This is a genomic window from Aquimarina sp. (assembly GCF_977115655.1).
Genome location: NZ_CDSBKO010000074.1, coordinates 1 through 23,810 on the forward strand (window position 1 = coordinate 1; position 23,810 = coordinate 23,810).

The following is a 23,810-nucleotide window of genomic DNA, read 5'->3' on the forward strand; positions in this document are numbered from 1 at the left end:
TTAAAAAAGTCAAACCCTCGATATTTTAAGTTACACACTTAATGAAACAGTGTCTCAAAAAAAAAAATGCGCAACTTTTGGCTGCGCATTTTATATATATAGACTAGTATATACTTACTTTACTTCTTCAAAATCCACATCTTCAACATCGCTTCCTTCAGCACTATTATCAGAAGCTTGTTGTGCTCCTGCATCAGATCCTGGTTGCCCGCTTTGTTGTGCTTCTGCCTGAGCTTTGTACATCTCTTCACTAGCAATTTTCCATGCTTCATTGATTTTATCTAAAGCTGGTTGGATTACTGCAATATCTTTAGATTCGTATGCTTTTTTCAGTTCTTCTAAAGCTACTTCTACTGGTTTTTTCTTATCCTCAGATATCTTATCACCAAATTCTTTAAGCTGCTTTTCTGTCTGGAAAATCATACCATCAGCTTCATTAAGCTTATCTGCTGTTTCTTTGGCTGCCTTATCTGCTTCTGCATTTGCTTCGGCTTCTTGCTTCATTCTTTGGATTTCTTCTTCTGTTAAACCTGAAGAAGCTTCTATACGAATATCCTGAGTTTTATTAGTAGCTTTATCTGTTGCAGAGACTTTGATTATACCATTGGCATCAATATCAAAAGTAACTTCAATTTGTGGTGTTCCTCTTTGTGCTGGTGGAATACCATCTAAGTGAAAACGACCAATTGTTTTATTATCTGCTGCCATAGGACGCTCTCCTTGTAACACATGGATCTCTACAGATGGCTGGTTATCTGCTGCAGTAGAGAATACTTGTGATTTTTTGGTAGGGATTGTAGTGTTAGCTTCGATAAGCTTGGTCATTACATTACCCATCGTTTCGATCCCAAGAGATAGTGGTGTTACATCTAATAACAATACATCTTTAACGTCTCCTGTTAATACTCCTCCTTGAATTGCAGCTCCTACAGCAACTACTTCATCTGGGTTTACTCCTTTACTAGGTGCTTTACCAAAGAATTTTTCTACAGCTTCCTGTACTGCAGGGATACGTGTAGAACCTCCTACTAATATAATCTCATCGATATCACTGGTAGATAGTCCGGCTGCTTTAAGCGCAGTACGACAAGGCTCTATGGTGCGTTTTACTAAATCATCAATTAATTGATCAAACTTTGCTTTGGTCAATGTTCTTACCAAGTGTTTTGGTCCACTAGCTGTAGCGGTAACATAAGGTAAATTAATTTCTGTTTGTGCAGAAGATGACAATTCAATTTTAGCTTTTTCAGCAGCTTCTTTAAGACGTTGTAAAGCCATTGGATCCTTACGTAAATCCATATCTTCTTCACTCTTAAACTCTGCTGCTAACCAATCAATTATTTTTTGATCTACGTCATCTCCTCCTAAATGTGTATCTCCATCTGTGGATAGCACTTCAAATACTCCATCTCCTAATTCTAAGATAGATACATCATGTGTTCCTCCTCCAAAATCAAATACTACTATTTTTTGGTCTGTTCCTTTTTTATCTAAACCATAAGCCAGTGCTGCAGCTGTAGGCTCATTGATAATTCTTTCTACTTTAAGACCTGCAATCTCTCCTGCTTCTTTAGTAGCTTGACGTTGTGCATCATTAAAGTACGCTGGCACCGTAATTACCGCTCTGGTTACATCCTGACCAAGATAATCTTCTGCTGTTTTCTTCATTTTTTGAAGTGTCATTGCAGATAATTCTTGTGGGGTATACAAACGACCATCTATATCTACTCTAGGAGTATCATTATCTCCTTTTACAACTTTATAAGCCGCTCTTTCTGCTTCTTTAGAAGACTCAGAGAATTTATTCCCCATAAACCTTTTAATAGAAGATATGGTTTTAGTTGGATTTGTAACCGCCTGACGCTTTGCAGGGTCTCCAACTTTAATTTCTCCTCCTTCTACAAAAGCAATCACAGAAGGGGTTGTTCTTTTACCTTCGGCATTAGGGATTACTACAGGCTCATTACCTTCCATTACAGAAACACAAGAGTTGGTGGTCCCTAAGTCTATTCCTATTATTTTACTCATCTTTATACTAAATTGTTATACGATTATTCTTAATATTTTATTGCTGTAAGGTCAATGATTATGCCATTACGATCTATATGACAGGATGTCATATTTATATTTTCAAACATGGATTCTTAAATTACTACTACAAAACAGCAAGAAGCTTTTAAGTATACTTTAAAAAATAAGTTTTTTTGTTACCAAAAAGCTATATTTACCGCCATAATTTTATCAATAATTATCAAATATGGAATGTATCAGTATTTTTGATATGCTTAAGATAGGTGTAGGTCCTTCTAGTTCACATACATTAGGTCCCTGGCGAGCAGGGCGACGTTGGATCGCAGAGCTAAAAGAAAAGAAAACCTTTACTGATGTTACTACAATTACTATTGATCTTTTTGGCTCTTTATCGCTTACAGGAAAAGGACATGCCACAGATATAGCAGTTATCTTAGGGTTATGTGGTTATGACCCTCAAACTATTGATGTTTCTGCTATTAGCTCTATTATAGAAGATATCAATATTTCTAAAAAACTACTGTTAAATAACGAAATAGAAGTCTCTTTTGACCCGAAAACACAAATAATTTTCAATAGAGAATTTAAAGAATTTCACCCTAATGGAATGACTTTTTATGCTACTCTAAAAAATGGAAAAAAAGTATCTTCTTCCTTTTACTCTATTGGTGGTGGTTTTGTTGTAAAAGAAGAACGTAACCGAAAAAAGAAGAAATTAGAGGAGTTTAAGGAGTTCCCTATGCCTATTCAAAAAGGAACAGATCTTTTGACATATTGTGTTACTAAAAATAAAAAAGTCTCTGAAATTGTTTTAGAAAATGAACGCTCATTAAGGAGTGATGCTGAAATTGATGAAAGAATTGCCCAGATATGGAAAGTAATGCTAGAGTCTATGTATACAGGATGTCATACCGAAGGAACTTTACCCGGGGGGCTAAATGTAAGACGACGAGCATACGACTCGCACAAAAACCTGATCAAATCTGCTTCCTACAATAACCCAACAGAATGGATTGAGGCAATTAGAAATACTGAAGTCAAATTTCGCCAGATACTTAAATGGGTTTCTTGCTTTGCTTTGGCAGTAAATGAAGTAAATGCATCTCTGGGACGAGTAGTAACTGCTCCTACCAACGGAAGCGCAGGAGTTATTCCTGCTGTAATGATGTATTATATGGTTATAGAAAATCATGACGCTAATTTTGATGATGTAAAACAATTTATGCTGGTTGCTGGAGAAATTGGCAGTCTTTTCAAAAAAGGAGCTACTATTTCTGCCGCAATGGGTGGTTGTCAGGCAGAGATTGGTGTTTCGTCTGCCATGGCTGCAGGAGCGCTTACCGAACTTATGGGTGGTACTCCAGAACAAGTATTAATGGCTAGTGAAATTGCAATGGAGCATCACTTAGGGCTAACTTGTGACCCTATAGCTGGTCTAGTTCAAATACCTTGTATAGAACGTAATGCCATGGGAGCGATAAAAGCTATTAATGCTTGCGAAATGGCTCTGGATACAGATGCTGCAAATGCAAAAGTCCCTTTGGATAAAGTAATCGAAACGATGTGGGAAACTGCAAAAGATATGAATACCAAATATAAGGAAACCAGTGAAGGTGGTTTGGCAGTAAAAGTAAGTTTAAGCGATTGCTAATATTAAGTTCTTGTTTAGACGTATCGTGCTTACCAATAAACACTTATTTTTATAGCTATTAAATCTAATCAGGCAAAACTAAATAATAAAATTATAGGGATGTTTTGTTATAAATCCTAAATCTAAAAAGGGTAACTCTTAAAAAAGTTACCTTTTTGCTTAAATTAGAATTATCTTCTCCTCTTATTTATTATGTTTTAAACATTTTTTAGGCATACGCAATCTTTCAATTCCTGTTAGTATTCCATTTGCTATAAATGTTTTATTTTTATCCAAATCCACTATGGTGTAGGTTCTTTGTTCTCCGTCTATTTCTTCAATTTTTACTACTTCAATTTCATTTTTCAGGTTTTTGATTTTACTCCCTGATTTAAGTTGAACTACATTAGTTATTTCATAGTCCTTTTCGGTTTTGACAGGATTTATTGAAGTCCATTGTAAATCACTTTGTAAAAATGGATGGTCTTTTGTGCAAGTGATTTTTGCACCATTTGAAAACTCAATATTTACAAGGTTTTTATGAAATGGATTTGCCAATTCTTTGATAATTGATGTTTCGTATTTTTGTGTTTTATTGTTAAAGGACAAGATTTCATCTCCAATTTTTAAATTCTCTATTGCTTTTAGGGTTTTATCCCCCATAGTTATCAGAGTTCCCTTTGCCAGGCAGTGCACATCTAAACCATCAAAATAAATTTCGGTTATAGCGGTATCCTCATATTTATCTCCCTTATAAACAGATAGAATTTCAAATTTTATATTCCAATTATCTTTTTCTTTAAGTTTATCAAAGTCACCTCTCTCAGAATTACCTAATGGTTTTTCTAGTTCTACCAATTGCTTTGCGTATATATCTTTTAATTCGATTATAGCAAATGGTTTGTCATCTATATACATTTTTAGTTTATGAACTCTTGAATTTTCCTTCCAAGCTTTTTTACTTTTAATATATCCGTTAGCAAATATTATTGTTGTTATTCTTGGATGTGTTGGTGCAAAACTAAAAATAATATATTCTGCGATGCCATATCCTTTTTTACCTTCTACCCAAGCAGTTTGATAATTAAAATCTGTTAAGTTTTTGGTGTCATAATCTATTTTTCCGTTAGAAGAAAGTGCTGATGAAGTTGTTACAGTGTACTCCCCAGCGCCACAATACCAACTACAGCCACCTCCTTCAACATCCCACATACTGGAGTATGTTTCCGGATATTTTTCTAAAAGTTCATTTTCTTCTTTTGTCAAATTATCCCAACTTTTTTTTCCGTTTTCTACATCTTCAAATAGTTTGTCTCTTTTTTTCCAATCCTTTTGTACTTCAATTCCAAAGTCAAATGATTCTCCTTCAACAGGAAGGATTGTTTTTAACTCTTGACTAAATAAACTTCCTGTTAAAAAAGTTAGTAGTACTGGTATTAATATTTTCATTTTGGCTATACTTGTATTTTATATGTACTAATAGTTTATATCGAGTAGACAAGGGAGATTTCACCTCTAGCTTCTCCCATTATACAGCTCTTGTTATACAAATCTATACTTAAATTTGAATATCCTACACTCTAAGGGTAGAATATGTTAGAGGATTGTTCCTTAACCTTGTTTAATCATTTGGAGGCTTTGATCAAGTTATGCTTATATCTTTTTGTACCTATACCTTACTTACCTATTTGCTACGAAGGATATAAAAATATTTTATATAAACTTTTAGGTTCAATATAAAGTTCTTTAAAATATCATATCCATAAGATTATTATAATAAAAGCTTTGGTAAAGAGGCTTAAAATGAATCGTTTTATAAGAAATCAGAGACTTTTGCAACGGTTACGTGTTAAGCAACAGTATTTTTGTTTAATCTAACAAGCTTCTTTTATTTCCTAAACTATCCACATATTGTATAACCGGATTTCCTTTAGGATCTACATATATTGATAGTTTTACCTTGTTGTTTTTATCTAATAAGAAAAGCCCGGTATTCATATTTTCTAACCTTCCAAGAAATAAACGTTTAGGTGCTAAGTGTTCTGGGTTATTCCAAAATTCATAAAATGCATTTGCTCGTTCCGTTGAATCTTTTATTGCATTGATAATATTGTATTGCCTTATGATTTCAATGGATGGTTTTTCTGATCGTTCACTAATTTCTAAACCATATTGTCTAAACCATTTTCCATTTTCTTCATATTCATCTTTGCGTAGAACCATAATCTGGTCATTCTTATTTTGGTCAAATGTTAACATTTGATATCCTTCGCCATCTACTTTATCAAACACTAATCCACCAACTTCATCGCCATCTCTATTAAAAAATATAAGTCCTGGTGTATCTCTTTCACTTTTTTCAGGATTTATAACTTCTCCATTATCAGTAGCTAAAGCTTGGTTTTTGGGATTACTTAAAACAATATATTTATTACCGTCTGCGCCAACAATATCTATACGCTCTGCAGTTAGTTTTTTAAAATGTGTGTTTTCTTTTTTAGACTGGTTATACATTAGATAGACAATAATACTTACCAAAAGAATAAAATTAATTAGGGAAAGTTTTTTCATTATCAAATATTTTGGTTTTTTATCTAAAATGAATGATTTGCCTGATGGTTAACATTTATGAACATATTGTTACCTACAATGGCATAATTTAGGATATATGCCCAATATCGTTAAGTTAATCTGTATCTTTTTGAGGATTAAATATCTATAAAAGCAAAATATCTCTTTACTTCTATCATGGATTCCAATCCCATTCTTCAACGGGATGACAAATTACTGGAATGACAAGCAGAAAGCATTGTGTTTTGGTTATTTCATCATTCCGTCGCAGGCAGAAATACACCATTAACAAACTTCAAATCAATAGCTTAAACCCTTAACTTAACAACATTGGATATATGCCTTATACATTCTTTATGTGTTTTTTAAAAATCTAATATCTACTTACATCCTTCTTTATTTCGGGTGTCTGCTATAGCTATTATTTTCCATGTAGTACCATCGTTAAATAATTGAAAAATATTAACCCCGCAATGGCTAAATGTATCGTTCAAATAAAACTCATAAGGAGTCCAAACATTTGCGATACCTTTATTAGCTTCAATATTAAAAGACAATAACTTTTCCTCCCATTTCTGATCTTCAGGTCTGCTTTTTATCGCTTTTAAAAAAGTTTGTGGTGCCATTTTAATGGTTTCATATCTACCTTCTTTATTTTTCGTTACTGTCAAAATCGTAATATTTTGATCCATACTGTTTTTCATCTTAACCGTATCTGCTTTATGAAAACCTTCAAAAAAGTTTAAAATAGTTTGTTTAACTTCTTCTTTATGACCACTAAGTTCTTTTTTTGAAGGTGTTTCCTGAGAAAAAATGACCAAAGAAAAAAGCAGAGTTATATATAAAGGTATTTTGTACATCATCTTTATTGATTTTATTATCTATAAAAATAAAACATTTAATTGCTATATATAAACAAAATAAAAAGAAATCAAAAATAAATTACGTTTGTTACCATATAGGTAATTGTTTACTTTTACAAACCTAAAACAATTAGAAATGTCTACAGCAAAAAAAGATTATAAGCGTGTTACTGTAAAATCTCTTGTAGAGATGAAAGCGAATAAAGAAAAAATATCTATGCTTACCGCTTATGATTACACTATGGCTAAAATCGTAGATGGTGCGGGAGTAGATGTTATTCTTGTTGGGGATTCGGCCTCTAATGTAATGGCTGGTCATGAAACTACTTTACCAATTACATTAGATCAAATGATATATCATGCCTCGTCTGTAGTTCGTGCAATAGATCGCGCATTAGTAGTTGTAGATCTACCGTTTGGCAGCTATCAAAGTGATCCAAAAGAAGCTTTACGTTCTGCTATTCGTATTATGAAAGAATCCGGAGGTCATGCCGTAAAGCTGGAAGGCGGAAAAGAAGTAAAAGAATCTATTAAAAGAATTTTGCATGCAGGAATCCCTGTTATGGGACATCTTGGTCTTACTCCGCAATCTATTTATAAATTTGGGACATATACCGTTCGTGCTAAAGAAGAAGAAGAAGCACAAAAACTAAAAGAAGATGCTCTAATGCTAGAAAAAGCCGGGTGTTTTGCTATTGTTTTAGAAAAAGTCCCTGCCAAATTAGCTAAAGAAGTTGCAGATAGTGTAAGTATACCAATTATAGGGATCGGAGCAGGAAATGGTGTGGATGGCCAAGTACTGGTTACCCATGATATGATTGGAATGACCCATGAATTTCACCCAAGGTTTTTAAGACGCTATTTGGATCTGTATTCTGAAATGACCAATGCTTTTAAACAATATGTTACCGATGTAAAAACTGTTGATTTTCCTAGTAAAAATGAACAATATTAATCTTTGTTAATTTAGATTGTTAGATATAAAACATATTTTTTTGGGGTGTCGAATTATGAGAAAAATATATGTTCTCTCGTCTAAACTTAGAGAGTCTAAAAAACTTAAGCTTATCTATCAATCGATCTAGAATTCCAGAATGTCAAAAGTTGTTTCCAATACATCTAATCTACAGGTTCTCTACGAGGATAACCATATTATAATTGTTAATAAACGTCCCGGAGATATTGTACAAGGAGATAAAACCGGTGATGCTCCGCTTAGTGAAATAGTAAAAGAATATATTGCAGAAAAATACAATAAACCAGGAGCTGTATATCTTGGGGTAGTGCATAGATTAGACAGGCCTACAAGTGGTATTGTAGTATTTGCCAGAACAAGCAAAGCTTTACCAAGACTTAATGCAATGTTTGCCAATAAAGATGCTAAAAAAACATATTGGGCTGTAGTTAAAAGCCCCCCTCCAAAAAAACAAGACACCTTAACGCACTGGTTAAAACGCAATACCAAACAAAATAAATCTTATGCGTATACCAGCGAGATTCCTGATAGTAAAAAGGCAATTTTAGAATATAAGCTACTTAAAAAATTAGATAATTATTATCTTTTGGAAATTGATTTACATACAGGACGTCATCACCAAATAAGATCCCAGCTTTCTAGTATTGGATGTGTTATTAAAGGAGATTTAAAATATGGAGCAGATCGCAGTAATAAAGATGGAAGTATTCATTTACATGCCAGAAAATTATCTTTTATTCACCCTATAAAAAAAGAAGAGCTATCTGTTATTGCTCCTCTTCCTATGGATTCTGTCTGGAATCATTGTTAATAAAACTAACGAGCACAATGGAATTAGAAACATCATTACGTTTTTTAGATCAAATCGATTGGGCATTATTATGGGAAATTATTAAAGATATTGTGTTACCGCATTCTGGTACTTTAATTTTAAATTGCATTCTGTTTTTATTTCTAGGACTCATCATAGCTATTGCTTATTGTGTTTTTTTATATCGAAAAGGTATTTTTAAGAGAGCTCCAAAATATTATAATTGGGCTGTAAAATTATATATCCCTTTATTGATTATCGGAATATTGTATGTATTTGGACAATGGGGGCTAATACGTGGTATTTACAAGATAGTAGATGCAGAACGTCCTATTATAGTAGCTAGCACTTATAGTAGTACGTTAGAATATGTTTTTGAAAATGAACACGAAAAGAATAAATTCTTAACCTCTCTTCAACTATTTGCAGTAGTATCAAAATCGAGCTCAGAAGATCTTATAGTACTTCTTAAAGATCATTATAAAAAAAGAGAAAAAAAGGGGGAGTCTCTGGCTAGTTCTGTAGAAAATAAATTAACTCAATTTCTAATCAATCACTACGGAGAAGAAATCTATAGTTTTTTATTATATCACTTGATTACTACCGTTGCTGAAAAAGGAGGGCGTATAAATATGCCTGATTCCTTATCTTATAGTGAATTTAAAGTGGCTATTGATTTTTTATTAGAAGTAGGCTATGAAGATTTAGAAAAAATAATTTTAGAAAAATTAGATGATTGGGTTCACAATATGCTTTCATCTCAATACTATAATATGGTAAAATCGCTACTAATTCTGCTTATTATAATGATGATAATCCCACTGATAGAATTTTTTACCTACCAAAAATGGATTATCCCCAAATATAATAAGGCAGCTACCCTAAATGAGGGTGTCTAAAAAGTAATTTTTGACAAAATTTAGTTGAAATATTAAAAATAATTTCTAAAAAACTCTTTGTTTCTTTATATGAAACCTTTTTTTAGAGCTAATTTTCAAAAAAATTCAACCCCTCTCTTTCTTTTATTCTTCTTACAAAATGATCTTAAATCTTATTTAATTACTTTAATATCTACTACTAATCTATTAGTATTTAAAGCTTTTAACTTAATAGCTCCTTTTTTTCCACTCGCATTTTCAAAAAGAACAATCTTATTTTCATAACCAGAAATGTTTACAGACTCCTTATCCCCTACTATAGTCAACGATTTTAACTTACTGTCATCTGTCATAGCATCAAAATCTGTTGCTGTTACAGATACACCTGTGTGCATAAACTTAGTAGCTCTAGCTCCAACAATAGCAGGATCTGTTGCTTTATCCGGACTATCAAATGCTATAAAAGATTGATTGGTTGCCGATACTATATCTATAATTTCAGCATTTTCAGCATTAATTTCAGAATCTTTATAAACTTTTCCAGAGGCAGTAGAAAAAACACGACCATTCATATTACCCGAATCTGTTAATGAAAATTCTATATCAGAGTATGTAACCAATGTTGCTTTTGTTTCATCATCTGTATTTGGCTTTCCCGGATCATCACTATTTGAACAAGAGGTAAATACTAAAACAACTGAAAATAAAACGTTTAAAAACTTAATATTCATTGGGATATTTAGGTTTGGATCAATAATTTTATTTTTTTTTATAAAAACCAATACGAATTTACTATTTCTTTTCTGAATCTAAAAAAAGAAATAATACCTGGTAATAAAGTAAGAATATCCTATATACTTCTGGTATTTTTAGATTAACGGTATGCACGTATACTTTCAATTATTACAGAGGTAAGAATTAAAAGTCCTCCTATAATTGTAGAAAAAGCAGGAATTTCTTTCAAAATAATAATTCCTATAATTATTCCGTATACAGGTTGCATACCACTAATAATACTTGCCGTGGTTATCGAAAACCTTTTAAAACTGGTTAAAAACAGTGTATGCCCTATAGCTGTTGTTAAAAACGCTAAAATCAACACCGGAAACCATTGTTGGGTTATACCAGAACTTTTCATTATAAATAAAAATGGTAATAGCAAAACACTTATGACTATTAATTGATACCACATTAATACAGATCCGTTATACTGCCCTACTTTTGTTTTCATTATAAGGTTTCTTAAAGAGTAACACAAAGCAGAAACCACACCCAAAACTACGGCTTTGGTATAGCTATGGCTAAAATCCAAATCGGGAACCAAAAAATAAATACCAAACAATACCAGTAATCCTAATAATAAATGTGTTTTCTGAAATTTAGTTTTTAACACTACAGGCTCTAACAAAGCCGTTATAACCGGATATGTAAATATAGAAAGCATACCTATAGCTACATTAGATAATTTTAAAGCATAGAAATAAGTAATCCAATGCAACCCCATTAGAACCCCACTTAATATAATTGTAGGCCTGTCCTTACTGCTTGTCGTTAAAGGGATTTTTTGCCATCTGCAGAAAATAAATAATAATATCCCTGCTAATATTGCCCTAAAACAAATGATTACAGGCACTGGCATATCTATGTACCTTCCTAATGTTCCCGAAGTACTTATAAGAAGCATAGCAAAATTCAACTCAAGGATATTTCTAAAATGTAGATTTTTCTGCATACTATATGTTTTCAATACAAAAATCCTAAATCATTTAAGTATTACCTATTTATAATTTATTTATTTTTAGGAAAAAATGATTGCACAGACAAGCACTTTTATCTTACCTGTTTTCTGGATTTTTCTTTTATAATATCTGCAACAGGTCTATTTTCGATATTACTTTCTAACCAAGAAAGTATATCCAAATACAAAAAGGCTCTTTTTTCGTAAGGATGATTTTCATATTGCTTTAATCTTTTATGCAGTTTTTTGAATTCGTCTTTAATTTGGTGTGGAAAAATATCCCCCAGATTTTTAAGAAACTTGATCATTTCTTTCTGTACCTCGTGCAAATCATCCATTTTAATTAAAAACCGATAGGTTTCTTTTAATTGAATTTCTAAATGATAATCTTTACCCGCTTCATAATGTGCAACTAAACTTAATACTCTGGAGAAACACATTAAATCTTCCCTCATTTTCAAGGACTTATTATTAATAATTTTTGCCAGGTACTCAATACATTTTTTGTGATTTGCCATACCAAAATAAAGGCAACCTATTTTATAATAAAGCACCATTATATGATGATCATCCAGGCGATTTTTATATTGTGCAATTCCTTTAAGTATTTCTTCTACCAAATATTCTCCCTCGGCAAAACTACCTTCCAAAAAATGTACATTCAGTTTATTATTAAAAATAAATTGAAAAGACAAAACATCAATATTATCATCTTTAGGAAAAGTTTCAGACGTAATTGTTTCTTCAAATTTTGCTAGTGTCAATTTTACCTGAGTCTCATCTTTAATCAGATATAAAGATTCTAACAAATAATGATTTCCTCTGAGAAAAAATACAGGGTTTTGATTTATCATCTTTGGATATTCATAAAAAAGGTCTACCCATTTTTTAGAATACTTATAACAGGATAAAAAATCCTGAACAATAAAACTATACCATAAATGAGCTTTATATAACCAAAGTTTTTCTCTAAAACCCAACATGCCCCATTCATACTTGGGTAGTTTACTATAAAAATAGTTTGTAATTATTTTATGCTCTTTATCATTACGCACATAACCGCTTTTTAGCATTAAACCATATAACTGCAAGGATAAATTAGATAACTTGCTGGTCAATACATTTTTCATGCTTAATGTTTTGGCTTCAATGGTCAATTCATCTGCCCTGCTACTAATGCTTCTGGTTATATATTGTGTTTCGATTACTTTTTCAAGCTCTACCACCTCATAAGCAATATTATGCTCTTCGTTTTCTATCGCCAGTGCTTTAGCTTTTTCTAATATTTTAAGGCTTTGCTTATATAATCCTTTATGATATAAAATAGAAGCAAAATCTAATTGTTCCCGTATTTGAGATCGTATGTTTTGATGCAAAGGGCTCAACCTAAGACTAATTAATATCTGCTTATATAAATGTGCCTTGAGATTAGACAGTTGTTGTTTTTTTACAATTCCTTTAGAAACAATAAGATCTTCATCCAAATTATCGCTTTTATCCAAGTGATTAAATAGAGCCAGGAATTTAGAATCGGTATTAACACCAAGTCGTCCTACATATACTTTAAATTGTCTCTTTTCTGACTTAGAAAGGGACTTTACCAAAACAAACAAAGGATCTTTTTGATCATTAGTCATTGTAAGAAAATATATTATAATTAATTGATTAAAAGTATTTTAAACTTAAATTAAAAGATTTTACCATTGTAAAACTTACAACTAAATAGTACCTTTTTGAAATCCCAAAATATAAATTCGTAACAGATTAAAGAAACATCTTTTAATAATATTTTTAAAAGATGAGGTTTTTTAAAGATACTAAAAGTAATAATTCACTGTATCCCTATGAGTAATAATAAAGTTCAAATATTCGACACTACCTTAAGAGACGGAGAGCAGGTCCCTGGGTGTAAACTAAATACACAACAAAAATTAGTAATTGCAGAACAACTAGATCTCTTGGGAGTAGATATTATTGAAGCCGGATTTCCTGTTTCAAGCCCTGGAGATTTTGCTTCTGTTAGTGAAATAGCAAGGATCGTTAAAAATGCAACAGTTTGCGGATTAACAAGAGCTGTTGAAAAAGATATTAAAGTTGCTGCTGAAGCTTTGAGTTTTGCAAAAAGACCCAGAATCCATACTGGTATTGGTACCTCAGACTCCCATATTCTATATAAATTTAATTCTACCAGGGATAAAGTTATAGAAAAAGGAGTTGCAGCTGTTAAATACGCAAAATCATTTGTAGAAGATGTAGAATTTTTTGCCGAAGATGCCGGTCGTACCGATAATGAGTTTTTAGCTCGTGTATGCGAGGCTATGATAAAAGCAGGAGCTACGGTACTTAACATCCCGGACACAACCGGATATTGTTTACCAGAAGAATACGGAGCTAAAATACGATTTTTAAAAGAAAACGTAAAAGGTATAGACAATGTAACCATTTCTTGCCATTGCCATAATGATTTGGGATTGGCCACAGCAAACTCTATAGCCGGAGCAATAAATGGCGCCAGACAAATTGAATGTACCATTAATGGTATCGGAGAAAGAGCCGGTAATACTGCTCTCGAAGAAATCGTAATGATAATGAAGCAACATCCGTATTTGAATCTAAATACAGATATAGATTCCAGATTATTGTACAAAACAAGCCAAATGGTTTCTGAACACATGGGGATGTTTGTACAACCAAACAAAGCAATTGTTGGTGCAAATGCTTTTGCACATAGTTCTGGAATACATCAGGATGGGGTTATTAAAAATAGAGAAACCTATGAGATTATTGATCCCGAAGAAGTAGGGGTTACAGAATCTGCAATAGTTCTGACTGCAAGAAGTGGCAGGGCTGCTTTGGCATACCGGGCCAAAAAAGTTGGTTATGAATTATCCAAACTTCAATTAGACGATGTTTATTCTGAATTTTTGAAATTTGCTGATCGTAAGAAAGAAGTAATTGATGAAGATATTCATCAAATCATGAAAAACACAAATGTAGCTGCAGCTGTAGCATAAAAATATATACTTAAAAAAAAGGCCTTCAGGAATTTTAAAATCCCTGAAGGTCTTAATAATAGTACCTTATGAAGAAAACTTTATTTGACAAAGTATGGGATGCACATGTAGTCAAAGAGATACAAGATGGTCCTCAAATATTATATATAGACAAACATTTAATACATGAGGTTACCAGTCCTCAGGCATTTGGAGAGTTAGAACAACGAGGGATTCCTGTTTTCAGACCAGATCAGATTGTTGCTACCGCAGATCATAACACCCCTACAGAAAATCAGCACCTGCCAGTTAAAGATGAATTATCCCGAAACCAATTGGAGCAATTGACCAAAAATTGTCAAAAAAATGGAATAACCTTATACGGTCTGGGGCATAAATACAATGGTATTGTGCATGTAATGGCACCAGAATTAGGAATTACACAACCGGGAATGACCATGGTTTGTGGAGACAGCCACACCTCTACCCATGGCGCATTTGGCACCATAGCATTTGGTATAGGAACCAGCCAGGTAGCACAAGTATTTGCCAGTCAGTGTTTATTACTTCAAAAACCAAAAAGTCTTAGAGTAACTGTAAACGGAAAACTAAAAGCAGGTGTTCTGCCTAAAGATGTAATATTATATATAATTGCAAAACTGGGAACCAATGCAGGTACAGGGTACTTTTGCGAATATGCAGGTAATGTTTTTGAAGATATGTCTATGGAAGGACGTATGACGGTTTGTAATATGAGTATCGAAATGGGAGCGCGTGGAGGAATGATAGCTCCAGACGAAACCACTTTTGAATATGTTAAAGGAAGAGAATTTGCCCCAAAAGGAGAAGAATTTGAAAAGAAAGTTGCATACTGGAAAACTTTACCCACAGATGATGGGGCTGTATTTGACAAAGAATATCATTTTGATGCCGCCGATATCGAACCAATGATTACTTATGGTACCAACCCGGGAATGGGGATTAAAATTACCGAAAATATACCTGTAGACAATAATGCATCTTTCGAGAAATCATTAGCATACATGAATTTTGAAAAAGGGCAATCGCTTATCGATCAAAAAATAAATTACGTATTTATCGGAAGCTGTACCAATAGCAGAATCGAAGATTTTAGAGTTGCTGCCAATTACATAAAAGGAAAGAAAAAAGCAAAGAATGTGACCGCATGGTTTGTTCCCGGATCTCAACAAGTAGCCCAACAAATTGTAGAAGAAGGATTAAAAGATGTTTTTGAAGAAGCGGGCTTTCAATTACGTCAACCTGGTTGTTCTGCTTGCCTGGCAATGAACGATGATAAAATCCCAGAAGGAGAATATTGCGTATCTACTTCTAACAGAAATTTTGAAGGCAGACAAGGACAAGGAGCAAGAACGATACTAGCTAGTCCTTTGGTAGCCGCCGCAACAGCAATAGAAGGAAAAATTATTGACATTACTAAACAATTAAACTAATTATGGATAAGTTTATTAAACTAAGATCCTCTGCCATACCATTATCTATAGAAAATGTAGATACCGATCAAATTATCCCTGCACGTTTTTTAAAAGCAACCAACCGGGATGGATTTGGAGAAAACCTGTTTAGAGACTGGCGTTATCATAAAGACGGAACCCCTAATACAGAATTTGTAATGAACAACAATAGTTATAGTGGCAGTATTCTGGTAGCAGGAGATAATTTTGGGTGTGGATCTAGTAGAGAACATGCTGCATGGGCTATTCATGATTATGGATTTAAAGTAGTGGTATCCAGTTTTTTTGCAGATATTTTTAAAGGAAATTCCCTTAATAATGGGGTATTACCAGTGCAAGTAACTCCCGCATTTTTAGAAGAGTTATTCACCGAAATCAAAAAAGATGCAAGTACACAAATCGAAGTAGATCTCGAAGCACAAAAAATAACCATTATAGCTACAGGATCCTCTGCGGATTTTGAAATTAATCCTTATAAAAAAACCTGTATGATAAACGGGTATGATGATATAGATTTTCTTATGAGTAATACTACTGCAATAGAAGAATTTGAAAACGAGAAAGTATAAATAAATACATTTGTTAGGCTGAGCTTGTTGAAGCCTAGAAAAATAAACAAAACCAACAACAAAAACACTTCGACAAGCTCAGTGTACTAAAAGAGTAAATTTATGAAACTAGATATCGCAGTATTATCAGGAGACGGTATTGGGCCAGAAGTAACCGCGCAAGCCATAAAAGCATTAGATGCAATTGCACATACCTTTAATCATTCTTTTATTTTTAAAGAAGGATTAGTAGGAGCTATAGCTATTGATCAAACAGGAAATCCTTTACCAGACAAAACCTTGGAGCTTTGTGTTAATACCGATGCTGTATTATTTGGCGCTATTGGCGATCCTAAATATGACAACAACCCTGATGCAAAAGTTCGTCCAGAACAAGGATTATTAAAACTACGTAAAGAACTTGGTCTTTATGCCAATATACGCCCTGTAAAAGCATACGAAACCTTAATAGATAAATCCCCTCTTAAACGCGAAATTATAGAAGGAACAGATATTTCTATTTATCGGGAACTAACAGGAGGGATTTATTTTGGCGAAAAAAAATTAAGTGAAGATGGTACTGTTGCTTCCGATCTTTGCGAGTACTCCAAAGACGAAATTGAACGCATCTCGCATCTGGCATTTAAAGCAGCACAAAAACGAAGAAAAAAACTTACCTTGGTAGATAAAGCCAATGTATTAGAATCTTCCCGTTTATGGCGAAAAGTTGTGACCGAAATAGCCAAGCAATATAATGACGTTGCATTAGATTTCTTATTTGTAGACAATGCTGCAATGCAAATGATTTTAAATCCCAGCCAGTTTGATGTAATCCTTACCGAAAATATGTTTGGGGATATTATCTCTGATGAGGCAAGTGTTATTGGTGGATCTATTGGTCTTTTGGCTTCTGCATCTGTTGGTAATACTTGTTGTATGTTCGAGCCTATTCATGGATCGTACCCACAAGCAACCGGTAAAGGAATAGCAAACCCTATTGCCGCGATATTATCTGCTGCTATGTTATTAGAACACTTTAATTTATTAGGAGAAGCTAATGCTATTAAAGATGCGGTAGAAAAAGCTTTAGAATTAAACCTTACCACTCCTGATCTAAACACGAACAATCCGCTTAGTACAGAAAAGGTAGGAGATTTTATTGCAGATTATATTTTGAATCCTGAAGATTCAAACATGAATTTTGAGAATATACACGTAGGACAATCTACGATTATATAAGTTTTTTATTAATGATTCTGTTTAAAAGCAATCAAAGAGGTGTCTTTGGTTGCTTTTTTTTCTATTATAACTTTACCCCAAAAATATTTATCTTTACTCCCAATCTATATCTATAGATTATACCAAAAAAATGTTTCTTTACCATTAAAAGATTAAGTATAGATTAACAATCTAACTACACGCTACTTTTAAATAGTTATCTTTTGTATATTTGCCTTCTCCTACCCTAATTATTATTATTATTATTTATTCAGTCTATAATTATTATACCATGAAAAAATCACTTGTTTTTCTATCTGTTGTATTGTCTTTTTTTAACGCTTTAGGGCAAACAAACACATATCCATATCCTCCTTCTGGTAATGTTGGGATAGGTACCACACAACCATTAAGCCCTTTACATGTTTCTACCGATCTTTCTGGTGGTTCTGCTAACGGTTCAATTCCAAATCTTGGCGTTTTAATTGGTGGGGGTAATACTGCAGGAGTTTTAAACCTAGGCATTGATGCCACAGGATATTTTTATTCTTGGGTGCAATCCAGAGACAAAGCATCTAATATATACTATAATTTAGCACTTAACCCAGAAGGCGGTAATGTAGGGGTTGGTATAAAAAAACCATTAAGCCCTTTACATATTTCTTCCGAAGGAATTGGAGGTACAGCAAGTAGTTATACTCCTAACCAAGGAATAATTATTGGTGGTAATGGTACCGCAGGAATTTTAAACTTTGGTATTGATGCTAATAATCTATTCTATTCCTGGATTCAATCCCGAGATAAAGCATCCAATACATACTACAATTTGGCTCTTAACCCCGAAGGTGGCAACGTAGGGATTGGCACAAAAACCCCGGATGCCAAACTTACTGTAAAAGGAAAAATTCATGCAGAAGAAGTTAAAATTGATCTTAGCGTTCCCGGACCGGATTATGTTTTTAAGAAAGACTATAATCTTTTATCTATAGAAGAAGTACAACAGTATATCACCACAAAAGGACATTTACCCAACATCCCCTCTGCAACAGAAATGGAGACCAACGGTGTAGAATTAGGTGTTATGAATATGAAACTTTTAGAAAAAATAGAAGAACTTACCTTATATACTATTGCGCAAGAGAAACAACTAAAACAACAACAAATTACCAATCAAAAGCTAGATGCTAAAAATAAGGAACTGGAAACTCGATTGATGAAGTTGGAGAGGTTATTAAGTGAAAAATAATGGTAATCTAACACTTCTATTTATTGTTCAATGAAACATAATTCATTTTAACCCAATATTCATGAAAAAAATTATTATCTACTTTATCCTCCTTATATCTGGTATATGCATGGGGCAGGAACTCAATACATACAGTCCTGTATCGCCTACAGCAGCTAGTTTAGGCAAATTTGGGGTATTTCCTGTAAATACCAATCTCGGGACAACCAATATTTCGATACCATTATATACCATCAAGCAAGGGGATATAGAACTTCCTATTAGTCTTAGCTATAATGCTACTTCGGGTATCAGGGTAAACGAAGAAGCATCCTGGGTGGGACTAGGATGGACACTTAATGCGGGGGGTGCTATTGTGAGAAATGTAAAAGGACAACCGGGGACTGCCGATATACCTGATTTGAAGAATGTAGAATTTAATAGTACTTATAGTTCTTATTTTAGAAATGTTGCGCAATCCCTGGCAGATTCTAATCATGATGAATATATGTTTAATTATTCTGGAAATGCAGGAAAATTTATTTTTGACCAAAACAATCATAAGTTTTTATTTATTGATTATAAACCTGTAACTATTAAAGGAACACATAACAATCAAGGAGATTACACCTTTACAGCTATAATGGAGAATGGTACTGTTCTAAATTTTGATAGCCATGAAAGCATTAATAATTGGCAGGACAGTCAATCTGCTTTCTCTTTTAGAGAATATAGATCGTCTTCTTATCTTACAAAAATAAATTCTGTTAACCAAACAGATATAATAACTTTAGATTATGATAGTCATGAATTTGACAAAATAAATGAAATTACAGGAGACCAAGTGTCGATGGAATTATCATCAGGAAATGGAGGTCCACATACTTCATGGAGTCCACTCCCTCCAAAAGCCTCCCAACACAAACACTTTAAAATAATTGAAAAAACCTTAAAAAGAATCAATTTTAAAGCAGGATATGCACTCTTTGATTATAGTATGGATAGGATAGATAGTGAATCTGCCAAACTAAATCATATCAAAATATACGCAACTACAAATGGAGTGGATAATCTTATCAAACAAATCACTTTTAGATACGATTACTACTCTAGATCTGGTGGAGGATATCATTCAGAATATCAGAGTTTATTGAAGCCACGATATCAAAACTCTTTACGGTTGGTAGGGATAGACATATACTCAAATACTAATACTCCACAATCGTATCAATTTGAATATAACCCTACAGCATTACCATTGCGAACATCATCAGGTCAGGATTTTTGGGGATATGCCAATCATAATTCTGGTAGCTATATGCATAAACATGAAACAGATTTCCATTTTATGATAGAAAATTCAAAAACTATTTCTCATAAAGCAGAAGTTGGAAACGGCGACAGAACTCCAGATGAAGTTAAAATGAAAGCAGGAATATTAGAAAAAATTATTTATCCAACAGGAGGATATACCGAGTTTAAGTATGAAGCTAACAAATATGAGGTACTTAGTAATATTCCTGAATATGAAAGCGATAGGATTAAGGTTTCATCCCATGGTATGGGAACTAGAGAAGGATATACTTGTAATCCAACAGGATTGGAAAAAAAAGTATTTAGACCACAACAAAATAATATTTTAGAAGCGAAACTTAATATTTCATTTACTAATGCATTAGATCCCAACAGTAGCAATAACCCTATTCTTAATGGTAGTACTTCTTACGTGAAATTTGATGGTGTAATTTATAAAAGAAAAGGAGGATGTAGTCCAAAATATTGTGAGACGTCCTATAATATAGATTTAGAAAATTTTTCAAATAACTTTGACCATATTTTAGAGGCTAGAGAAGATGGTAATGGAGCAGAAGGACCTACACCATGCCCTTCTGTCTATGCCAGTGTGACCTGGAAATATCTAAAAGGCTATAAAGAAGAAATTGTTACACATTTAGTTGGAGGGTTACGTATTAAATCCATTACCAATTATGATGGTAGTAAAACAGGATTTACTTCTAAAAAAGAATTTAAATACAGCAAGCCAAGAACATTAATTCCTGTAAATTATGCAGACTTTCATACTTTACAGAAAGTAGATGATGTCCCGCAAATACGCAATATAGTAACTTCATATCCAACTTATTCTTTAAATATTAATGGAGGTCCTTCTGCAGAGTATATACAAGTAACCGAGTATGATTATGCCCCCTCTGGAAAAGACAACGGTAAAATTATATATGAATATGATTCTACACCAGCAGATAGGATAATAGATAATGGTGCCATTGGTTCTCAGTTTAAATTTTATAACCACCCTGATTATCTTAATTGCCCCTCTCCTTTTGGAAGTCTGCCTATAACAGATATCTATTTAGGAACCATACAAACTCATGGATATGGTAATTTTATAAATTATTTTGTAAAAAGCTGGTCTAGTGGAAGCTTAAAAAAACAAGAGGTTTATAAACGTAATCCTGACAATAGTTATACAAAAGTGAAAAGCCTAGAAAATCAATATATCAAAGTTAATGAAACTACTTTGCCTTATAATTATATTTATCCTGTAAAGGCATTCGGGCTAGGGGTTTTTGGGAATGGTTCTTACCCATGTATAAGCGATAACTTTTCATTTATCTACAACAGAGGCTTTATTTCCTTTGGAAAAAAACTCTTGGCCTCCACCAAAGAAACCACGTATGATACCAATGGGGATAATCCTGTTGTTGTAGAAAAAACCTTTGCCTACAACCACCCAAATTATTTTTTAACAGAAAGTGCGGTCAAAAATAGCGAGGGAGAAGAAATAAAAACCAAGACATTTTATCCAAATTCCCGTACTACTCTTGCTAACCTTGGCACCGATGATAATAATGCATATTTGAAGCTAGAACAATTGCATAGAATAGCTACTCCTGTACAAACCGAAACATACAAAGGAGGTAGCTTACTATCTACACAACGTACTTTATATAAACCAGGGACTATTACCAATTCTTATTTCCCTAAAAGCATACAAGGTGTTAAAGGAGCAATCACAACTGCAAACCCATTAGAAGACCGTGTGGTTTACCACAAATATGATAATAAAGGCAACCCATTAGAAGTATCCAAGGCAGATGGCTCCCATAGTATATACATTTGGGGGTATCAGCAACAATACCCGATAGCCAAAGTTGAAAATGCTGTATATACAGAAGTTTCCGGTTATATAGCAGACCTGCAAGCAAAATCCAATACAGATACCGATAATTGTCGGACCACCGATTGTAAAGAGCAGCAATTAAGGGATGCCTTACAAACCCTTCGGGATGGGTTGCCCAATGCCATGGTCACTACCTATACCTATGATCCCCTTATTGGGGTTACCAGTATTACAGATCCCAAAGGGTATACTGTTTATTATGAGTATGATGATTTTAACCGACTAAAATCTGTAAAAGATACAGATGGTAATCTGGTATCAGAAAATAAGTATAACTATAAAAACTAATCCAAATGATCCAGAGTATATCTAATTATATTACCGTTGTACTATTTTTTGTAACAATTTTGGTACAGGCACAAAATCCGACTACGATCATTAAAGAGGGTAATTATACCGTTACAGGTACTGAAACACTGGTAGCGAAACAGAGTATCCTGTTAAAACCCAATACATGGATTAAATCAGGGAGTACTTTTTCGGCAAAAATAGAAGTGATACCCGACGGTCCAACCCCCACCGAGAACTATGTTTTTACCAGATTATTTCAAAGGGGCATGACCTCTGCTACAGCTATATCCAGTGATGATGATGTGATAGAAAGCATCACCTATTTTGATGGATTAGGACGGCCAAACCAGCAAGTAGCGATCAAAGCGTCTCCCAACAAAAAAGATATTGTTACCCATATCGAATATGATGCCCATGGTAGGCAACATAAAGAATATCTCCCTTTTGAAAGGCAAACCAGAGGGATAGGAAGCTATACCCCAGTAGATATTCAAGCAAACATCAATAGCTATTACAAAAATAAACATGCAACAGATTTTGCTGGTATGGCATTGGCAGATGTCAATGCCTATAGCGAAAGTGTATTCGAAGCGTCACCTTTAAACCGGGTACTGGAACAAGGAGCACCGGGAGCAGCATGGAAAGCAAGCCCTAATAGTGATACCGATCACACGATTAAATTCGATTGGGCAACCAACACAAACAACATAGCATATTTTTCAGTAACCTTTGCGGACAACGATACCGAAAAACCACAATTGGTAAAAAACACGGCAAACTATGCCGCCAACCAGTTGTATGTATCGATAACCAAAGACGAGAACTGGCAACCCGGGTATCTGGACGATCATACCACCAAAGAGTACAAAAATAAGTTGGGACAGGTGATCCTAAAAACCACCTACAACGCAGCAGTAGCCCACGACACCTATTATGTTTATGATGATTACGGGAACTTAACGTACGTACTGCCACCAAAAGTAAATACCAGTGACGGGGTATCGAACACGGAGCTTTCCGAACTGTGTTACCAATACAAATACGATTACCGAAACCGACTGATCGAAAAGAAAATCCCCGGCAAGGATTGGGAGTATATTGTATATAATAAACTGGATCAACCAATAATGACCCAGGATACTCCGTTAAAGGCACAAAACAAATGGTTATTTACTAAATATGATGCTTTTGGCAGGGTAGCCTATACAGGTAAGATTGCAATACCCAATAAAACCCGTGAACAGCTACAAACCGAAGCCAATGATTTTACAAATGCGTTTTGGGTAGAGCGTGGCAGCGCTGTGATGATTGGTGGAGTAACCATGTATTATAATAATGGGGC

At 33.6% G+C, this 23,810-nt stretch carries 18 protein-coding genes; 11 read left to right on the forward strand and 7 right to left on the reverse strand.

Annotated elements, in window-relative coordinates:
- Nucleotides 1–114 precede the first annotated feature (114 nt).
- On the reverse strand, nt 115–2,028 hold the full coding sequence (gene dnaK, locus ACZIYX_RS21320; RefSeq protein ID WP_462684285.1) for a molecular chaperone DnaK: 1,914 nt from the start codon (nt 2,026–2,028) through the stop codon (nt 115–117).
- Between the two features lie 229 nt (nt 2,029–2,257).
- Between dnaK and ACZIYX_RS21325 the strand changes: the two genes are divergently transcribed.
- Complete coding sequence (locus ACZIYX_RS21325; protein WP_462684286.1) at nt 2,258–3,682, forward strand: L-serine ammonia-lyase; 1,425 nt, start codon at nt 2,258–2,260, stop codon at nt 3,680–3,682.
- A 183-nt stretch (nt 3,683–3,865) separates the two neighbouring features.
- On the opposite strand, the gene ACZIYX_RS21330 is transcribed toward ACZIYX_RS21325, so the two are convergent.
- The 3 genes from ACZIYX_RS21330 to ACZIYX_RS21340 form a co-directional block, all read right to left on the reverse strand.
- Nucleotides 3,866–5,110 carry a Hint domain-containing protein gene (locus tag ACZIYX_RS21330; RefSeq protein WP_462684287.1) on the reverse strand — a complete coding sequence of 415 codons (1,245 nt, stop codon included), beginning with the start codon at nt 5,108–5,110 and terminating at the stop codon, nt 3,866–3,868.
- Nucleotides 5,111–5,530: 420 nt separating this feature from the next.
- The gene (locus ACZIYX_RS21335; RefSeq protein ID WP_462684288.1) at nt 5,531–6,232 is read right to left on the reverse strand and encodes a hypothetical protein; all 702 of its coding nucleotides are present in this window, start codon (nt 6,230–6,232) and stop codon (nt 5,531–5,533) included.
- A 380-nt stretch (nt 6,233–6,612) separates the two neighbouring features.
- A complete protein-coding gene (locus tag ACZIYX_RS21340; protein ID WP_462684289.1) occupies nt 6,613–7,095 on the reverse strand; it encodes a nuclear transport factor 2 family protein in 483 nt (160 codons plus the stop codon).
- Between the two features lie 136 nt (nt 7,096–7,231).
- Between ACZIYX_RS21340 and panB the strand changes: the two genes are divergently transcribed.
- The 3 genes from panB (at nt 7,232) to ACZIYX_RS21355 (ending at nt 9,781) form a co-directional block, all read left to right on the forward strand.
- On the forward strand, nt 7,232–8,050 hold the full coding sequence (gene panB / locus ACZIYX_RS21345; protein WP_462684290.1) for a 3-methyl-2-oxobutanoate hydroxymethyltransferase: 819 nt from the start codon (nt 7,232–7,234) through the stop codon (nt 8,048–8,050).
- 139 nt (nt 8,051–8,189) lie between these two features.
- On the forward strand, nt 8,190–8,882 hold the full coding sequence (locus tag ACZIYX_RS21350; protein ID WP_462684291.1) for an RluA family pseudouridine synthase: 693 nt from the start codon (nt 8,190–8,192) through the stop codon (nt 8,880–8,882).
- 17 nt (nt 8,883–8,899) lie between these two features.
- Nucleotides 8,900–9,781 carry a hypothetical protein gene (locus tag ACZIYX_RS21355; protein ID WP_462684292.1) on the forward strand — a complete coding sequence of 294 codons (882 nt, stop codon included), beginning with the start codon at nt 8,900–8,902 and terminating at the stop codon, nt 9,779–9,781.
- 152 nt (nt 9,782–9,933) lie between these two features.
- Here ACZIYX_RS21355 and ACZIYX_RS21360 read toward each other — a convergent pair whose 3' ends face one another.
- From ACZIYX_RS21360 to ACZIYX_RS21370, 3 genes are all read right to left on the reverse strand, one after another.
- Nucleotides 9,934–10,491: a hypothetical protein gene (locus ACZIYX_RS21360; RefSeq protein WP_462684293.1), complete on the reverse strand. Its 558-nt coding sequence runs from the start codon at nt 10,489–10,491 to the stop codon at nt 9,934–9,936.
- Nucleotides 10,492–10,634: 143 nt separating this feature from the next.
- Nucleotides 10,635–11,492 carry a DMT family transporter gene (locus tag ACZIYX_RS21365; RefSeq protein ID WP_462684294.1) on the reverse strand — a complete coding sequence of 286 codons (858 nt, stop codon included), beginning with the start codon at nt 11,490–11,492 and terminating at the stop codon, nt 10,635–10,637.
- A gap of 98 nt (nt 11,493–11,590) precedes the next feature.
- Nucleotides 11,591–13,135 carry a hypothetical protein gene (locus ACZIYX_RS21370; RefSeq protein WP_462684295.1) on the reverse strand — a complete coding sequence of 515 codons (1,545 nt, stop codon included), beginning with the start codon at nt 13,133–13,135 and terminating at the stop codon, nt 11,591–11,593.
- Between the two features lie 207 nt (nt 13,136–13,342).
- On the opposite strand from ACZIYX_RS21370, the gene ACZIYX_RS21375 reads away from it, so the two are divergent.
- From ACZIYX_RS21375 to ACZIYX_RS21405, 7 genes are all read left to right on the forward strand, one after another.
- Nucleotides 13,343–14,512, forward strand: a complete 1,170-nt coding sequence (locus ACZIYX_RS21375; protein WP_462684296.1) for a 2-isopropylmalate synthase — start codon at nt 13,343–13,345, stop codon at nt 14,510–14,512.
- 68 nt (nt 14,513–14,580) lie between these two features.
- On the forward strand, nt 14,581–15,963 hold the full coding sequence (gene leuC / locus ACZIYX_RS21380; RefSeq protein WP_462684297.1) for a 3-isopropylmalate dehydratase large subunit: 1,383 nt from the start codon (nt 14,581–14,583) through the stop codon (nt 15,961–15,963).
- 2 nt (nt 15,964–15,965) lie between these two features.
- The gene (gene leuD / locus ACZIYX_RS21385) at nt 15,966–16,553 is read left to right on the forward strand and encodes a 3-isopropylmalate dehydratase small subunit (protein WP_462684298.1); all 588 of its coding nucleotides are present in this window, start codon (nt 15,966–15,968) and stop codon (nt 16,551–16,553) included.
- A 102-nt stretch (nt 16,554–16,655) separates the two neighbouring features.
- On the forward strand, nt 16,656–17,771 hold the full coding sequence (gene leuB, locus ACZIYX_RS21390; protein WP_462684299.1) for a 3-isopropylmalate dehydrogenase: 1,116 nt from the start codon (nt 16,656–16,658) through the stop codon (nt 17,769–17,771).
- 271 nt (nt 17,772–18,042) lie between these two features.
- Nucleotides 18,043–18,996, forward strand: coding sequence for a hypothetical protein (locus ACZIYX_RS21395; RefSeq protein ID WP_462684300.1), 954 nt, complete (start codon nt 18,043–18,045; stop codon nt 18,994–18,996).
- Nucleotides 18,997–19,057: 61 nt separating this feature from the next.
- The gene (locus ACZIYX_RS21400; protein ID WP_462684301.1) at nt 19,058–22,465 is read left to right on the forward strand and encodes an RHS repeat domain-containing protein; all 3,408 of its coding nucleotides are present in this window, start codon (nt 19,058–19,060) and stop codon (nt 22,463–22,465) included.
- Between the two features lie 5 nt (nt 22,466–22,470).
- Nucleotides 22,471–23,810, forward strand: a 1,340-nt coding sequence (locus tag ACZIYX_RS21405) for a DUF6443 domain-containing protein (protein WP_462684302.1), incomplete at its 3' end; no start/stop codon positions are given.

What these genes read in the sequence shown, in the direction of transcription:
- dnaK (WP_462684285.1), bottom strand. Translation starts at nt 2,028, where the DNA reads ATGAGTAAAATAATAGGAATAGACTTAGGGACCACCAACTCTTGTGTT.
- ACZIYX_RS21325 (WP_462684286.1), top strand. Translation starts at nt 2,258, where the DNA reads ATGGAATGTATCAGTATTTTTGATATGCTTAAGATAGGTGTAGGTCCT.
- ACZIYX_RS21330 (WP_462684287.1), bottom strand. Translation starts at nt 5,110, where the DNA reads ATGAAAATATTAATACCAGTACTACTAACTTTTTTAACAGGAAGTTTA.
- ACZIYX_RS21335 (WP_462684288.1), bottom strand. Translation starts at nt 6,232, where the DNA reads ATGAAAAAACTTTCCCTAATTAATTTTATTCTTTTGGTAAGTATTATT.
- ACZIYX_RS21340 (WP_462684289.1), bottom strand. Translation starts at nt 7,095, where the DNA reads ATGATGTACAAAATACCTTTATATATAACTCTGCTTTTTTCTTTGGTC.
- panB (WP_462684290.1), top strand. Translation starts at nt 7,232, where the DNA reads ATGTCTACAGCAAAAAAAGATTATAAGCGTGTTACTGTAAAATCTCTT.
- ACZIYX_RS21350 (WP_462684291.1), top strand. Translation starts at nt 8,190, where the DNA reads ATGTCAAAAGTTGTTTCCAATACATCTAATCTACAGGTTCTCTACGAG.
- ACZIYX_RS21355 (WP_462684292.1), top strand. Translation starts at nt 8,900, where the DNA reads ATGGAATTAGAAACATCATTACGTTTTTTAGATCAAATCGATTGGGCA.
- ACZIYX_RS21360 (WP_462684293.1), bottom strand. Translation starts at nt 10,491, where the DNA reads ATGAATATTAAGTTTTTAAACGTTTTATTTTCAGTTGTTTTAGTATTT.
- ACZIYX_RS21365 (WP_462684294.1), bottom strand. Translation starts at nt 11,492, where the DNA reads ATGCAGAAAAATCTACATTTTAGAAATATCCTTGAGTTGAATTTTGCT.
- ACZIYX_RS21370 (WP_462684295.1), bottom strand. Translation starts at nt 13,135, where the DNA reads ATGACTAATGATCAAAAAGATCCTTTGTTTGTTTTGGTAAAGTCCCTT.
- ACZIYX_RS21375 (WP_462684296.1), top strand. Translation starts at nt 13,343, where the DNA reads ATGAGTAATAATAAAGTTCAAATATTCGACACTACCTTAAGAGACGGA.
- leuC (WP_462684297.1), top strand. Translation starts at nt 14,581, where the DNA reads ATGAAGAAAACTTTATTTGACAAAGTATGGGATGCACATGTAGTCAAA.
- leuD (WP_462684298.1), top strand. Translation starts at nt 15,966, where the DNA reads ATGGATAAGTTTATTAAACTAAGATCCTCTGCCATACCATTATCTATA.
- leuB (WP_462684299.1), top strand. Translation starts at nt 16,656, where the DNA reads ATGAAACTAGATATCGCAGTATTATCAGGAGACGGTATTGGGCCAGAA.
- ACZIYX_RS21395 (WP_462684300.1), top strand. Translation starts at nt 18,043, where the DNA reads ATGAAAAAATCACTTGTTTTTCTATCTGTTGTATTGTCTTTTTTTAAC.
- ACZIYX_RS21400 (WP_462684301.1), top strand. Translation starts at nt 19,058, where the DNA reads ATGAAAAAAATTATTATCTACTTTATCCTCCTTATATCTGGTATATGC.